At 30.6% G+C, this 15,840-nt stretch carries 14 protein-coding genes; 13 read left to right on the forward strand and 1 reads right to left on the reverse strand.

The features are described 5' to 3' along the window. The first annotated feature begins 26 nt into the window (after positions 1-26). The 4 genes from WG951_RS15135 (at position 27) to WG951_RS15150 (ending at position 4,525) form a co-directional block, all read left to right on the forward strand. Positions 27-1,595 (forward strand): sulfatase, encoded by a 1,569-nt coding sequence (locus tag WG951_RS15135; RefSeq protein WP_105047782.1) that lies wholly within the window; start codon positions 27-29, stop codon positions 1,593-1,595. A 56-nt stretch (positions 1,596-1,651) separates the two neighbouring features. Beyond that, entirely contained in the window at positions 1,652-2,458 is an 807-nt protein-coding gene (locus tag WG951_RS15140; RefSeq protein ID WP_105047783.1) for an aspartate/glutamate racemase family protein, read from the forward strand. 503 nt (positions 2,459-2,961) lie between these two features. Continuing rightward, on the forward strand, positions 2,962-3,693 hold the full coding sequence (locus WG951_RS15145; protein ID WP_105047784.1) for a glycoside hydrolase family 2 protein: 732 nt from the start codon (positions 2,962-2,964) through the stop codon (positions 3,691-3,693). Continuing rightward, the gene (locus tag WG951_RS15150; RefSeq protein WP_105047785.1) at positions 3,653-4,525 is read left to right on the forward strand and encodes a glycoside hydrolase family 2 TIM barrel-domain containing protein; all 873 of its coding nucleotides are present in this window, start codon (positions 3,653-3,655) and stop codon (positions 4,523-4,525) included. Before WG951_RS15145 ends, WG951_RS15150 begins: the two co-directional genes overlap by 41 nt. A 444-nt stretch (positions 4,526-4,969) precedes the next feature. Here the strand turns inward: WG951_RS15150 and WG951_RS15155 are convergent, their stop codons facing one another. Beyond that, positions 4,970-5,656: a Crp/Fnr family transcriptional regulator gene (locus WG951_RS15155; protein WP_105047786.1), complete on the reverse strand. Its 687-nt coding sequence runs from the start codon at positions 5,654-5,656 to the stop codon at positions 4,970-4,972. A 104-nt stretch (positions 5,657-5,760) separates the two neighbouring features. On the opposite strand from WG951_RS15155, the gene WG951_RS15160 reads away from it, so the two are divergent. The 9 genes from WG951_RS15160 to WG951_RS15200 all read left to right on the forward strand — a co-directional run bounded on the left by WG951_RS15160 (position 5,761) and on the right by WG951_RS15200 (position 15,708). After that, positions 5,761-8,136: a heavy metal translocating P-type ATPase gene (locus WG951_RS15160; protein ID WP_105047787.1), complete on the forward strand. Its 2,376-nt coding sequence runs from the start codon at positions 5,761-5,763 to the stop codon at positions 8,134-8,136. 2 nt (positions 8,137-8,138) lie between these two features. Next, positions 8,139-8,837, forward strand: a complete 699-nt coding sequence (gene deoD, locus WG951_RS15165; protein ID WP_105047788.1) for a purine-nucleoside phosphorylase — start codon at positions 8,139-8,141, stop codon at positions 8,835-8,837. A gap of 80 nt (positions 8,838-8,917) precedes the next feature. After that, the gene (gene hemN / locus WG951_RS15170) at positions 8,918-10,288 is read left to right on the forward strand and encodes an oxygen-independent coproporphyrinogen III oxidase (protein WP_105047789.1); all 1,371 of its coding nucleotides are present in this window, start codon (positions 8,918-8,920) and stop codon (positions 10,286-10,288) included. Positions 10,289-10,380: 92 nt separating this feature from the next. Beyond that, complete coding sequence (gene ccoS / locus WG951_RS15175) at positions 10,381-10,554, forward strand: cbb3-type cytochrome oxidase assembly protein CcoS (RefSeq protein WP_105047790.1); 174 nt, start codon at positions 10,381-10,383, stop codon at positions 10,552-10,554. Between the two features lie 10 nt (positions 10,555-10,564). Next, complete coding sequence (ccoN, locus tag WG951_RS15180; protein WP_105047791.1) at positions 10,565-12,760, forward strand: cytochrome-c oxidase, cbb3-type subunit I; 2,196 nt, start codon at positions 10,565-10,567, stop codon at positions 12,758-12,760. A gap of 3 nt (positions 12,761-12,763) precedes the next feature. After that, on the forward strand, positions 12,764-12,931 hold the full coding sequence (locus tag WG951_RS15185; RefSeq protein ID WP_105047792.1) for a CcoQ/FixQ family Cbb3-type cytochrome c oxidase assembly chaperone: 168 nt from the start codon (positions 12,764-12,766) through the stop codon (positions 12,929-12,931). Between the two features lie 11 nt (positions 12,932-12,942). Then, complete coding sequence (locus WG951_RS15190) at positions 12,943-13,800, forward strand: cbb3-type cytochrome c oxidase N-terminal domain-containing protein (RefSeq protein WP_105047793.1); 858 nt, start codon at positions 12,943-12,945, stop codon at positions 13,798-13,800. A gap of 31 nt (positions 13,801-13,831) precedes the next feature. Beyond that, positions 13,832-15,253 (forward strand): cytochrome c oxidase accessory protein CcoG, encoded by a 1,422-nt coding sequence (gene ccoG, locus WG951_RS15195; protein ID WP_105047794.1) that lies wholly within the window; start codon positions 13,832-13,834, stop codon positions 15,251-15,253. An 8-nt stretch (positions 15,254-15,261) separates the two neighbouring features. Further along, complete coding sequence (locus WG951_RS15200; RefSeq protein WP_105047795.1) at positions 15,262-15,708, forward strand: FixH family protein; 447 nt, start codon at positions 15,262-15,264, stop codon at positions 15,706-15,708. The last annotated feature ends 132 nt before the right edge of the window (positions 15,709-15,840 follow it).

The following is a 15,840-nucleotide window of genomic DNA, read 5'->3' on the forward strand; positions in this document are numbered from 1 at the left end:
ATAATTTACAAAAACCAATAAAATATATGAGAATTTTACTATTGTTAATTTCTCTATCTTTTTTAAATACGTCTTGTGATAAAAAAAAGAAAGAGATTGCTATACAAAAACCTAATATCATTTTTTTATCAATAGATGATTTAAGAGCAGATCTTGGTGTTTACGGAAATGAAGAAATAAAAACGCCTAACATAGATGCTTTGGCAGCCAAATCAATGGTAATGTTAAATACACATGCACAAGCTGCTGTTTGTGCACCTTCAAGAGCAAGTGTGTTATTAGGCTATAGGCCAGATTCTACAAGAGTTTGGCATTTGGGAGATAAATTTAGAGAGATAAATCCTAGCGCTGTTACCATGCCGCAATTTTTTCATAAAGCAGGATATTACACAGTAAATATTGGTAAAATTTTTCATAATTATATGCCAGATTCTATTTCTTGGGATGAACCAGATTTAAAACCTTTTCCATACAATACAAAAGAATATAAGAAAAGAGATGCTGAGACTTATTATTATACGGAAGAGGCCTTAAAAGACCAGAAAATAAAAAGAGCTATTTTATTAGAGAAAAGAAAAGGGAAAAAAGTATATGGTGATGGCTGGAACAGAGGGCCTGCCTTAGAAAGTGCAGATGCTCCAGATTCTTTATATTATGATGCAATGCAAACGCAATTGGCATTAAAAACTTTAGATAGAATTAAGGATAAAAAAACACCTTTTTTTCTGGGACTAGGTTTGTATAGACCCCATCTTCCTTTTGTTGCCCCAAAAAAATATTGGGATTTATATCCTGTAGGTTCTGTGTCTCCAGCAGCAAACCCTAAGTTGCCAAAGAATGCGCCTGTAATGTCTGCAAATGCAAATTATGAGTTAAGAGCGTATACTAATCCACATAAAATTGGCAGACCAGAAGACGAGCCTTTGCCAGAAGCGTATGCAGATTCTTTAAAAAGAGGTTATTATGCAAGTGTAAGTTTTATTGATGCTTGTGTAGGTAAATTGGTAAAAGGTTTAAAAGAAAGAAGCTTATATGAAAATACCGTAATTGTTTTATGGGGAGATCATGGATGGAAATTAGGCGATCATAATGGTTGGGGAAAAATGACTAATTTTTATATCGATACTCACGTGCCATTGATAATCAAAGGAGCATATCAAAAAGAAGGAAAACGTATTGAAGCACTTTCTGAATTGGTAGATATATTTCCTACATTATGTGATTTAACAGGAGTTGATAAAGCTAATTATTTAGAAGGTACAAGTTTAGTACCCGTTTTTGAGAATCCAGATTTAGAATGGAAAGATGCTGTTTTTACACAATTTAGAAGACGTAAACGTATTTCTAAAGATGGCAATGAATACATGGGGTATTCTATGCAAACCAAACAATATCATTATATAGAGTGGTATTTATGGGATAATGATAAAAAACAAAAAGGAGATTTTGCAGCCACAGAATTATACGATCATTATGTAGATGCTAACGAAACGGTTAATGTTGCAAATAATACTGATATGGTTGAAATTGTTAAAGGTTTATCAAAAAAACTAGCTAAAGGTTGGAAAGGTGCATTGCCCAAAAGTATCTTGTAATCAATTTATATAGCAAATAAAGTTTAAAATTGAGTATTTGTAGTTTTATTTGTTTGATGTCTTGTAAAAAAGAAGCAGAAAAAGTAGAAACGATAGTAAAAGTAAAACCTAAAACAATATTAAGTACAAAAACGGAAATGGAACATAAAAAATTACCTCACCAAAACATGAAAAAATTAGGGTTAATAGGTGGTACTTCTTGGCATTCTACAGTAGAATATTATGCGGCAATAAATCAGTCTATTAATGATTATTATGGTAATAATACAAATCCGCCTTTAACAGTGTATACTATTAATCAGGCAGCTGTACATCAATTTCAGAAAGAAGATAAGTGGGATTCTATTGCGCTCATGCTAACGGAGGGAGCAGAGAGTTTACAACAAGGAGGAGCAACAGCGGTTATGTTTTGCGCCAATACACCTCATAAAGTATTTGATAAAGTGCAAGCTCAATTAAATTTTCCTGTAATTCATATTGGCGACGCAACTGCCAAAGAAATTCTGAAAAAAGGAATTAAAAGTGTAGGCTTTTTAGGGACAATTTATACCATGGAAGGAGATTTTATCACCAAAAGAATTGCTGATAATGGTATTGATGTTTTGGTGCCAGAAAAACAAGAAGTACTTGTAGAATTACAAAGAATTATAGAAGAAGAATTAACCTATGGTATGGTAAAACCGGCTTCTAAAAAGTACGTACTTAACGTTATTAAAAATTTGGTAGATAGAGGTGCAGAAGGTGTTGTTTTAGGTTGTACAGAATTTCCTTTAATGATTTTTGATGAAGATTTAAAAATACCCGTATTTGATACTACAGAAATTCACTCAAAAGCGGCAGTTGATTATATTTTAAGTGAATAAAGCTTGCAAAAATATTTTATTATTAAAACCAAAAAACCTTGATGAATTTTATCAAGGTTTTTTTGGTTTAGTTGAGGTGTTTTATCTTTGAGGTATAAAAAAGTGTTACCAAGACAAAAAGTAAGATTTATAATCTTTATCTAATTACTGCAAGTATTTTAATGTTACAATCTTATTCTTTAATATCTTGTTTATTGTAAATAATATGTTTTAAATAGTTGTTTAAGAGTGTTTTATGTGTTGGGTGTTACGGGTGTTTTATATTTGTTTCTTCATGTGAATTTACAATTGATGCAACATTTTAACCCCCTTTTTGATAAAGCCGTTTCTTTGTTTTATTCTAATTTTGAAAATAGGGAACGCTCTTCTTTATTTTAGTAAAGAAAGTAAATAGTTAAAATAAATAAATTATAAATGAATAAACATTTTTACCTTTTAGCAATCTGTTTTTTAGTTTTATCGTGTAATAATTCTATTAAAAAGCCAACATATTTGGCTGAAAAATGGGAGAATCCAGAATGGGAAAATCCAGAAATTTTTCAGATAGTGTTTCTGGTCGTCCAACAGATTTTTACAAAAACGATTTTAGCTTAAAAGGTTGGGATACAATTAATGTGCCTTCTAACTGGGAAATGCAAGGTTTTGGAGTGCCTATTTATGTAAATAGAATTTATGCATTTCCTACCAATCCACCTTTTATTCCTCATAATATTAACAATGTAGGTAGCTATAAAAGAGATTTTGAAGTTTCAAAAGATTGGGATGGTAAAGATGTGTACTTACACTTTGCAGGTGTTAGTGGTGCTATGTATGTTTGGGTAAATGGAAAAAAAGTTGGCTATAATGAAGGTAGTAAAACAGCTGCAGAATTTAATGTTACTAATTTTGTAAAACCTGGTAAAAACAATGTATCTGTTCAGGTATTGCGTTGGTCTGATACCAGTTATATGGAAGATCAAGATTTTTGGAGATTAAGTGGTATAGAACGAGATGTTTATGTGTATGCTGTAGATAAAGTTACTGTTAGAGATTTTAGAATTACTGCTGATTTAGAAAACAATTATAAAGACGGTGTTTTTAAAGCAGCTCTTAAAATAGACAACAACACTCAAAAAGAACAAACAAGAGCTATTGAAGTTAAATTACTGGATGGAGATAAAGAAGTATATTCAGAATCTAAAGTTATCAAATTAAATGCAGGTAGAAATACAATTGATTTTAATAAAGTTTTATAGAATGTGCGACAAGTATGGTTTTTATGTTGTTGATGAAGCAAACATAGAATCTCACGATTTAGTTGCTACAAACCAAGGTTTGGATAAAAACAAAAAAGCACAAAAAATACATCCAGCGTATCAACCAGAATGGAAAGCTGCCCATATGGATAGAACTATTAGAATTTTTGAAAGAGATAAAAACTATCCATCTATTGTAACTTGGTCATTGGGTAATGAAGCAGGTAATGGAGATAACTTTTTTGCAACTTATAAATATTTAAAAGATCAAGATTCTACAAGACCAACACAGTATGAAGGAGTTTTAAATTATACAAATACAGATATTCAAGCGCCAATGTATTGGATAATTGATAGAATGATTAAGTATGCAGAAAACAACCCTAAAAGACCTTTAATTCAGTGTGGATATGCACATGCAGTGGGTAATAGTGTTGGTGGTTTGCAAGACTATTGGGGTGTTTTTCCAACGTTTTCTAAGATAGCAGGTGTTGATGTTCCTAAAAATATTGATGGAATTTCTTTTTTACCAGAATTATTAGGAAATAAAAAAGATCAAAAAGAACATGAATATTTATATTGGGAGTTCCATGAAAAAGGTGGGAGACAAGCAGTAAGAAAAGGAAATTGGAAAGCAGTAAAATATAATGTTTTAAAAACACCAAACAAGTTAATGGAACTTTATGACCTTGATAATGATTTAGGAGAAAAAAATAATGTGGCAAAACTGTATCCAGAAGTTGTAAAAGAAATGGAAGTTATTTTTAAAGAAGCAAGAACCCCTTCTGATGTTTTTACTTTTAGTCAAGAAACTTTTTTAAATGTTGACTAATTAGAAATTTGGTATTGTATTCAAATTCCCCCAAAAGAATTAAATTTTGAATTTAGTTCACCTTAACTTAAGTTATTTTAACTTAAAAGTAAATGCTCATTTGTTTCATTACAAATGAGCATTTTATTTTTATATTGATACTAGTTTTTAGCAGAATGTTTGTTAAATTCAGTAAGTATGTTTTAGTTGTTTTTTTGATGTTGATAAAACGATCTTGTTATCATTTAAAAGGTAAAGGCGTTTTTTATAACCTTAATATATGCTTAGTAAAGGTTAAAAGAAGTGTTTTTTTTAGTAGCTCTATGTAAAAAAGTGTTCTTAATTTCTGTTTTAATAGAAGTAAAAGAAAGTTAATCGTATTAAAAATTACGATGAAAGCATATCTTGATGTCAAAAATAAATGACAAATTATAATAAAAATTAGTACACTTAAGGTTAAAGTGTTTAAAAACCTTGTGCAATTTTATCTAATTCATTTCTATCAAGTATCGAAATATCTTTCCCTTTAAACTCAATAATTTTTTTCTTTTTAAAATCAGATAATAAACGAATTGCAGATTCTGTAGCAGTACCTATAATATTGGCAATATCTTCTCTAGAAAGATGAATGTCTATGGTGTTTTCTGCATTTGTACCAAATTTATCAAGTAGTTTTAAAAGCGTTTCTGCCAAACGTTGTTTTACCGTTTTTTGAGCCATATCAACAATCACATTGTCTGCTTGTTTTAGGGTCTGAGCCATGTCTTTAAGCACACTCATAGTAAAATTAGGGTTTTTTGATAGATCTTTCAGAATTTCTTCTTTCGGAATAAAACACACTTGCATGTCATTTAAAGCAACGGCTTTAAGGTTAGAAGCTTCGTCAGAAATTAAGCTTCTTTCTCCTAATAAATCGCCTCTAGTAACCAAACTAATAATTTGATTTCTACCATTTTCACTCATTTTAGAGACTTTACAAACCCCTTCTTTTATACAGAAAATGCCTTTTAGGCGTTCTCCTTCTTCAAAAATAGCCTCACCTTTTTTAACAACTCTCGATGTTTTACAATTAGTCATCTTAACCAACTCCTCTCTGCTTAAGTGCTTTATAGAATTTAGTTGACGAATAATACATTGCTCACATTTACTCATAATGACTACTGGTATTTGGGTATCAAATATATTAAAAATGTGATAAATATCATGTTTTAAAACGTGATTCTTATTGTAAATTTGTAAAAGGCAAAAGAGTAAATATGAATTCTACACATTGTTATCATTGTGGTGATTCTTGTGACGATAATTTAATTGAATTTGACGGTAAAAGTTTCTGTTGTAACGGTTGTAAAACGGTTTATGAAATTTTTTCTGAGAATGATTTAACTTGTTACTACAATTTTCAAGACAATCCTGGGGCAATTCCGACTGAAATTCAAGGAAAATATGATTTCTTGGACAATGCCGAAATAGCAGAAAAACTATTGGATTTTAATGATGGTAATACACAAATAGCAACTTTATACATACCACATATTCATTGTAGTTCTTGTATTTGGGTGCTAGAAAACTTACATAAGTTAAATAAAAAGGTTTCTTCATCTCAAGTAGATTTTCCAAAGAAAAAAGTAAGAGTTACTTTTAATTCAGAAGAAACTACGCTAAAAGAAATAGTACTGCTTTTAAGTGCTATTGGTTACGAACCTTATATTAGTTTAGAGGATTATGAAAGCGGAAAAAAAGCGGTAGATAGAAGCTTAATTTATAAGTTAGGTATTGCTGGTTTTGCTTTTGGTAACGTTATGTTTTTATCGTTTCCAGAATATTTTGAAGTAGATGGTTTTTGGATAGAAAAATACAAACATATCTTTAGATGGTTAATGTTTTCATTTTCTTTACCAGTTGTATTTTATGCAGGGCAAGATTATTTTATATCTGCTTTTAAAGGTATTCGTTCTAAAATATTAAATATTGATGTTCCTATAGCACTAGGTATTTCGGTATTGTTTATCCGAAGTTGTGTTGAAATTATTTTTAATTTAGGGGCAGGTTTTTTTGATAGTTTAACCGGTTTGGTTTTCTTTCTTTTATTAGGAAAGTTTTTTCAACAAAAAACATATAATTTTTTGTCGTTTGAGCGTGATTATAAATCGTATTTCCCTATTGCAGTAACACGTATTTCATCTAAAGGAAAAGAAGAAAACGTTGCTATTTATGATATAGAAAAAGGAGATCGGTTGTTAATTAGAAACCAAGAGTTAATACCTACAGACGGAATTCTAATTAACGGTAATGCAGATATAGATTATAGTTTTGTTACCGGAGAAGCAGTGCCAGTGTCTAAAAAATCTGGAGATAAATTATTTGCCGGTGGTAAACAACTTTCTGGGGTCTTAGAAATGGAAGTTTTGGCATCGGTTTCTCAAAGTTATTTAACCCAATTATGGAGTAATGATGTTTTTAATAAAGACAATAAGTCGCACTTTAAAACAGTTACAGATAAAATTAGTAAAAACTTTACCATTATTGTATTGTCTATAGCTTTTTTAGCAACTGCGTTTTGGCTGTATTTTGATGCTAGTAAGGCTTTAAATGTATTTACTGCAGTTTTAATAATTGCTTGTCCTTGTGCCATTGCCTTGGCTGCTCCGTTTACTTTAGGTAATATGTTACGACTTTTTGGGAAAGAGAAATTTTATTTAAAAAACGCAACTGTTGTAGAGCGGTTAGCGGCAATAGATACTATTATTTTTGATAAAACAGGTACGCTAACAACGCATAAAGAAAACACTATTTCTTATGACGGGATTCCATTAAATGAAGTAGAAAAAAGCATTTTAAAAAGCGCTTTAAGAGCCTCTAATCATCCGTTAAGTAGAACTTTGTACAACTCTTTAGAAGAAGTAAAAACTTTAGCAATAACAGATTATAAAGAAATTATTGGTAAAGGAATAGAGGTTTCTTATAAAAACTTTCAATTAAAGTTAGGATCATCTTCTTTTGTTAAAAATAATGATGATAAATCAACTTTAGACACAGCCGTTTATGTTGGTATTAATGATGACTATAAAGGAAAGTTTACCTTTAAAAATTCTTACAGAAAAGGGGTAAAAGATTTGTTTAATACTTTAAAAAGCAGTTTTAATTTAGCAGTTGTTTCTGGTGATAATGAAGGCGAAAGGGGTTTTCTAAAAGAATTCTTACCAGAAGGCACAAATTTATTGTTCAATCAAAAACCAGAAGATAAATTAAACGTTGTTGCAAATCTGCAAAAAGAAAATAAAAAAGTGGTAATGATTGGTGATGGTTTAAATGATGCTGGTGCTTTGGCACAAAGTGATGTTGGTATTGCTTTGTCAGAAAACATCAATGTGTTTTCTCCTGCATGTGACGGAATTTTAGATGCATCAAAGTTTAATAAATTAGGGAAATATATAAAGGCTTCTAAAAAAGCGATTAAAATTATAAAATACAGTTTTATACTATCTTTATGTTACAATGTAATCGGGTTGTATTTTGCGGTAACAGGGCAATTAATACCTGTAATGGCAGCTATTTTAATGCCTTTAAGTTCTATTAGTATTGTAGTTTTTACAACAATTTCCACCAATTTATTGGGAAAAAAAATTAAATAATTATGAGTGTACATATCGCAGCCAAAAAAGGAGAAATTGCAGAAACAGTGCTGTTACCTGGAGATCCTATGAGAGCAAAATGGATTGCAGATACTTTTTTAAAAGATAGTATTCAATATAATGACGTACGTGGAATGTTAGGGTTTACCGGTACTTATAAAGGTAAAAGAATATCTGTGCAAGGTACTGGTATGGGAATACCTTCTACATTAATTTATGCTACAGAATTAATAACAGAATACGGTGTTAAAAACTTAATTAGAGTTGGTTCTGCAGGTTCTTATCAAAAGGAAGTAAAAATTAGAGATATTGTTTTGGCAATGGCAGCTTCTACAAATTCTGGTTTAAATACCATCCGTTTTAACGGAGCAGATTATGCGCCAACAGCGAGTTTTAAGTTATTTCAAAAAGCTGTTGAAATTGCAAAAGAAAAAAATATTGTGGTAAAAGCTGGTGGAATTTTAAGTTCTGATGAGTTTTATGCAGATGAGTTTGATAGCTATAAAAAATGGGCAGATTATGGTGTTTTGTGTGTAGAAATGGAAACCTCTGGCTTGTATACAGTAGCAGCAAAACACAATGTAAACGCCTTGTCTATTTTAACAATTTCAGATAGTTTGGTAACTAAAGAAAGAACTACGGCAGAAGAAAGAGAGCAAACCTTTAAAGAAATGATAGAAATTGCTTTAGAATTGGGGTAAGATAGTAAATGTCTCCTCGAGAGCAGTCGAGAGGTTAATTAGGTCTCGACTGCGCTCGACCTGACAAAAAGTTAAACAAAATGAAAAAATCATTAGTACAAAAATATAATATTCCTGGGCCAAGATACACCAGTTATCCAACCGTTCCTTATTGGAACAAAGCAGGAATAGATAAACAAGATTGGATACAATCTTTTCAAACTTCATTTAAAGAAAGTAATTCGTCAGAAGGAATAAGTGTTTATATCCATTTGCCTTTTTGTGAGAGTTTGTGTACGTTTTGTGCGTGTCATAAACACATTACAAAGCGTCATGAAGTAGAAGATGAGTATATAGATACCGTTTTAAAAGAATGGAAATTGTATGTTGCCTTGGTAGATGAAATTCCGGTTATTAAAGAATTACATTTAGGTGGAGGAACGCCTACTTTTTTCTCAAAAGAAAACTTAAAATATTTAATGGATGGTATTTTTAAAATCGCCAAAAAACATCCAGCATCAGAATTTAGTTTCGAGGGGCATCCAAATAATACCACTAAAGAACAGTTGCAAACGTTGTTTGATGCAGGTTTTACAAGAGTAAGTTTTGGTGTACAAGATTATAATGAAAAAGTTCAAAAAGCAATTCATAGAGTTCAACCTTTCGAAGCAGTAGAACAAGTAACCAAATGGTCTAGAGAAATAGGATATACGTCTGTAAGTCACGATTTAATTTTCGGATTGCCACATCAAACCAAAGAAAACGTCATTTACAGTATTAATAAAACCAAAGAATTACAACCAGATAGAATTTCATTTTACAGTTACGCTCATGTACCTTGGGTAAAAGGAGTAGGACAAAGAGGTTTTAATGAAGACGATTTGCCTAAGAATGATGAAAAAAGAGAACTTTACGAAATAGGGAAAGAACTTTTTGCAGAATTGGGGTATGTAGAAATTGGGATGGATCATTTTGCTTTAAAAACAGATAGTTTGTTTAAGGCAACCATCAACAAAACCTTGCATAGAAATTTTATGGGGTATACTGCCAATAAAACCCAGTTAATGGTTGGTTTAGGAATGTCTGCAATTTCAGATTCTTGGTATGCCTTTGCCCAAAATGTAAAAACAGTAAAAGAATATCAGAAGATTGTTAATGAAGGAGAAATTCCAATTTTTAGAGGACACCTTTTATCCGAAGAAGATAGAATTATTAGAAAACATATTTTAAATATTATGTGTCATTTTTCCACTTCGTGGGATGAGGAATCTATGAGGATCAATAATATTGAGATGCATTTAGGATTATTACAAGAAATGGAACAAGATGGTTTGGTCAAAATTGATTTAAAATCAAAATCATTAGCAGTGCCAGAAGCGGCAAGACCTTATGTAAGAAACATTTGTATGGCTTTTGATTTGCATTTGTTAAAAAATAAACCAAAAACACAGTTGTTTTCGATGACTATTTAACAGAAAATTAAGATATTTACAAAACATGACATTTGTCATGTTTTAAGAAAGTGACCAATAGTATTTTTGAAAAATCAATTATCAGGCAAGATATGAGCGTAATATACCTACTACTAACTATTAGTATACTAGTAGCCATCTTATTTTTTATCGCATTTATTTATTCAGTAAAAACTGGGCAATTTGACGATTCTTATACGCCATCTGTTCGTATGTTGTTTGATGATGAATTAGTAAAAGATAAAGAAAAATCAACTAAAGATTAAATATTAAATTATGGAAATGCAACAATTTTATTACGATAATAAGATCGTAAAGAAATTTATCTATGCTACATTATTCTGGGGAATAGTGGGGTTCTCTGTGGGGTTAATGCTCGCTTTTATGTTTTTATTCCCTTACTACACAGAAGGAATTTCTTGGTTAAGTTTTGGACGTTTAAGACCATTACACACAAATGCTGTAATTTTTGCCTTTGTAGGTAACGCTATTTTTGCAGGGGTTTATTACTCGCTTCAAAGATTGTTAAAAGCAAGAATGGCAAGTAATTTTTTAAGCAATTTTAACTTTTGGGGTTGGCAATTAATTATTGTTGCGGCAGCCATTACTTTACCTTTAGGGTATTCTTCATCTAAAGAATATGCAGAGTTAGAGTGGCCAATAGATATTGCAATAGCACTTGTTTGGGTTGCATTTGGTGTTAATATGATTTGGACAATCTTACAAAGAAGACAACGTCATTTATATGTAGCAATTTGGTTTTATTTAGCAACCTTTGTAACGGTAGCTGTATTACATATTTTTAACAGTTTAGCATTGCCGGTTACCTTTTTAAAATCTTATTCTGTTTATGCAGGGGTACAAGATGCATTGGTACAATGGTGGTACGGACATAATGCCGTAGCATTTTTCTTAACAACACCTTTTTTAGGGTTAATGTATTATTTTGTGCCTAAAGCAGCAAACAGACCTGTATATTCTTATAGATTATCTATTGTTCACTTTTGGTCATTAATTTTTATCTATATCTGGGCAGGACCACACCATTTATTATATACAGCATTACCATCTTGGGCGCAAAACTTAGGAGTTGCATTTTCTATTATGTTATTGGCTCCATCTTGGGGAGGTATGATAAACGGTTTGTTAACCTTGCGTGGTGCTTGGGATAAAGTTAGAACAGATCCTGTTTTAAAATTTATGGTAGTTGCAATTACAGGATATGGTATGGCAACTTTTGAAGGACCAATGTTGTCTTTAAAAAATGTAAACGCAATTGCACACTTTAGTGATTGGATTATAGCACACGTACACGTTGGTGCATTAGCTTGGAATGGTTTCTTAACGTTTGGTATGTTGTATTGGATGATACCAAAAATGTTTAAAACAAAATTACATTCTGTTGCATTAGCAAATGTGCACTTTTGGATTGGTACTTTAGGTATTATATTGTATACGTTACCAATGTATGTGGCAGGTTTTGTACAAGCTTCTATGTGGAAACAATTTAATCCTGATGGATCTTTAACTTATGGTAACTTTTTAGAAACTGTAAATGAAATTATACCAATGTACTGGATGCGTGCTATTGGAGGTAGTATGTATATTATTGGTGCATTTGTAATGTTATATAATATTGTTAGAACAGTTAGATCTGGTAGTGATGTAACCGATGAGTTAGCAGAAGCACCTGCATTAACTAAAGTTTCTAAATATAGAACAAAAGGTGAAGGTTGGCACACATGGTTAGAAAGAAAACCAATTAAATTAACAATTTATGCAACTATTGCCATTTTAATTGGTGGTGCAGTGCAAATTATACCAACATTATTAATAAAATCTAATATACCTACAATTAGTAGTGTAAAACCATACACACCATTAGAGTTACAAGGTAGAGATATCTATATTAGAGAAGGTTGTGTTGGGTGTCACTCTCAAATGGTTAGACCATTTAGAAGTGAGGTAGAACGTTATGGAGAATACTCTAAAGCAGGTGAGTTTGTATACGATCATCCATTTTTATGGGGATCTAAACGTACCGGACCAGATTTACATAGAGTAGGAGCTAAATATTCAGATAGCTGGCACTTAAATCACATGTATGATCCACAAAGTACATCGCCAGGTTCTATTATGCCTTCTTATAAATGGTTAATTACAGATGAACTATATAAAGGAGATATAGAAAGTAAAATGGAAGTAATGGTAACTTTAGGTGTTCCGTACACTAAAGATGAAATAGCAAATGCACAACAGCACATGTTAAAGCAAGGTACTAAAATTGAAGAAAACTTACATTCAGATCCAGATTTTGCAAAAAATTATGAAGCAGATAAAAAGTATGCAGAAGAAAACGGATTGCCTTTTATAGAAATGAAAAACAGAGAAATTGTAGCAGTTATTGCTTATATACAACGTTTAGGTACAGATATAAAAGTTAAAGACGAACAAAAAATTTCTAAAAATTAAGTTATGTTAAAATTTGTAAAAAATTATATGGTAACAATTACTGGTGTAGAAATATATCCTTTAATATCATTAATCATATTCTTCTCTTTTTTCATGGTCTTGTTTTGGTGGGTTTTTACTGCGAAAAAAGAATATATAAATACGGTAAGTAATTTGCCATTAGATAATTAAAACGAAAAAAAATGAAAAAGTATTTTCAATCTACGGTATATATAATTTTTGTAATTGTTACGTTTTTAGCACTTGCAAAGTCGTTTATGGTGTACGAAAACCCATTTAATGTTTATGAGAATCCTTTAGTATGGCTAGCTCTAATTGCTTTTGTATTGGTTGTTGTTTTAAAAGAAATGGTAAATGTAATTGCCATTAATAAAGCTACAGAATTGCAAAATGAAAAATTAGGAATTGTTCCTGAAGAAAGTAATGCTTGGATTAAAAAAGTATTAAAATCTTGGACAAGATCTAAAGATATTGATAGTGAAGAAGAAATTATCTTAGACCATAATTATGATGGAATTCAAGAATTAGATAATACATTACCACCTTGGTGGGTGTATTTATTCTATGCTTCTATTGTTTTTGCAGTAGTTTATATGGTAAGATTTCATGTGTTAGATGGAGATGATCAAATTGTAGAGTATGAAAAAGCCGTTGCAGAAGCTAAAGCATCGTTAAAAAAATACAAGTCTACAGCTACAGATTTAATTACAGCAGAGAGTGTTACCTTATTGACTGATGATAAAGATTTAGCCAGAGGTAAAGCAATATTTAAGTTAAACTGTGCCTCTTGTCATATTGCTGATGGAGGTGGCTCTATTGGGCCAAATTTAACAGATGAGTTTTGGATTTTAGGAGGAGGAATCAAAAATGTATTTACCACCATATCTAATGGAGGTAGAGATGGTAAAGGAATGATTGCTTGGAATAAAACTTTAAAAGCAGCAGACATTCAAAAAGTAGGTAGTTATGTAATTTCTTTACAAGGAACTACACCTGCAAACCCAAAAGCTCCTCAAGGAGAAAAATGGGTAGCTGAATAAAAATAAATAGTATAAATGTGTTGAGGTAATTATGGAAACTCCTAAAAACGAGAAATTTAGAGACAGTATCAGTACGATAGACGAATCGGGTAATCGTTCTTGGGTTTTTCCTAAAAAGCCTAGTGGTAAATTCTATAAATACAGGTCGTATGTTAGTTATTTCTTATTAATTTTCCTACTAACGGCTCCTTTTATAAAAATTAACGGAAATCAGTTTTTACTATTTAATGTTTTAGAACGTAAATTTAATATTTTCGGATTTCCTTTTTGGCCACAAGATTTTCACTTGTTAGTTATTTCAATGATTATTGGAGTAGTGTTTATTATACTATTTACAGTAATTTTTGGACGTATTTTCTGTGGATGGATTTGTCCACAAACTATTTTTTTAGAAATGGTTTTCAGAAAAATAGAATACTGGATAGATGGAGATAGAGGAAAACAAATTCGTTTAGACAAACAACCTTGGAATGCCGAAAAAATTAGAAAAAGACTTTTAAAATGGTTTATTTTCTTTGTGATCTCTTTTATTATTGCAAACGTATTTTTAGCTTATTTAATAGGTGGTGATACCCTTATAAGTTACATTACTGGAAACCCGTTTGATAATATTAGTACATTTATTTCATTAACAATTTTTACCTGTGTTTTCTATTTTATATTTGCTTGGTTTAGAGAGCAAGTATGTATTATAGCTTGTCCTTATGGTAGGTTACAAGGTGTTTTATTAGATAATAAAACGATCAATGTTGCTTACGATTATAAACGAGGAGAAAGAGAAGAAGGACGATCTAAATTTAAGAAAAATGAAGATAGAGAAGCTTTAGGTAAAGGAGATTGTATCGATTGTAAACAATGTGTGGTTGTTTGCCCTACAGGAATAGATATTAGAAATGGTACGCAATTAGAATGTGTAAACTGTACCGCTTGTATTGACGAATGCGATCATATGATGGAGAGTGTTGGTTTGCCAAAAGGATTAATTAGATATGAAAGTGAAGAAAATATAGAAAATAAGAAGCCTTTTAAATTAAATGCAAGAATAAAAGGATATTCTGCAGTGTTATTTATTTTAGTGGGTATTTTAATAGGGATGTTATTTTTAAGAAATGATGTAGAGGCTACAATTTTAAGGTTGCCAGGTCAGTTGTATCAACATAAAGAAAATAATATTATTAGTAATGTTTATACTTTTAAAGTGATTAATAAAACTACAAAAGATATAAATAATGTTAGTTATAAAATACTTTCTCATAAAGGAACCATAAAATTAGTGTCTAATCATGATTTTGTAGTGCCTAAACAAGGTCTTGCAGAAGGAACCTTATTTATAGAAATTAATTCGGCTGCTTTAGAAAAAGATAAAATTAAATTAGAGATTGGTGTTTATAGCGATGATAAATTAATTGAAACAACAACAACAAACTTTTTAGGACCAAGAAGTTATAAATAACTAAGATTATGAAATTTAATTGGGGAACAGGAATTGTTATTGCAATTGTAGCTTTTATGAGTTTTATATTATTCTTGGTGATTACCATGAGTACAGATAACACGTATAGTTACGATTTGGTTACAGAAAAGTATTACGAACAAGAGTTGGGGTTTCAAGATGAAATTAATGCCGAAAAAAATGCGTTCGAACTAAAAGAAAGAGTACTAATCAAAAGAACAAATGAAGGTTTAAAAATAGCATTTCCTAAAGAGTTTTCTCCAGAAGAAATTAAAGGAAAAGTGTTCCTATATAGACCGTCTAATAAACAATTAGATTTTGAAATACCTATTTCAATCTCTAATACATATTTGCTCGTGCCTGAGAAACGTTTATTAGATGGTCGTTGGAACATTACTATAGCTTTCAAATATAATAATAAAGAATACTTAATAAAAAAAGAAATAGAATATTAACGTTTCAATAAATATTAATTTAAAATAACAAGAGGTAAATTTACAATGATTTTTTTTAAGATTAAGTTTTTGCTACTTGTAAAACTATAATTTGTGTTTTTTTTAAATAAGTATAGATCAATTATTGGGGAT

It is taken from the genome of Polaribacter butkevichii (assembly GCF_038024105.1).
GTDB classification, from domain to species: domain Bacteria; phylum Bacteroidota; class Bacteroidia; order Flavobacteriales; family Flavobacteriaceae; genus Polaribacter; species Polaribacter butkevichii.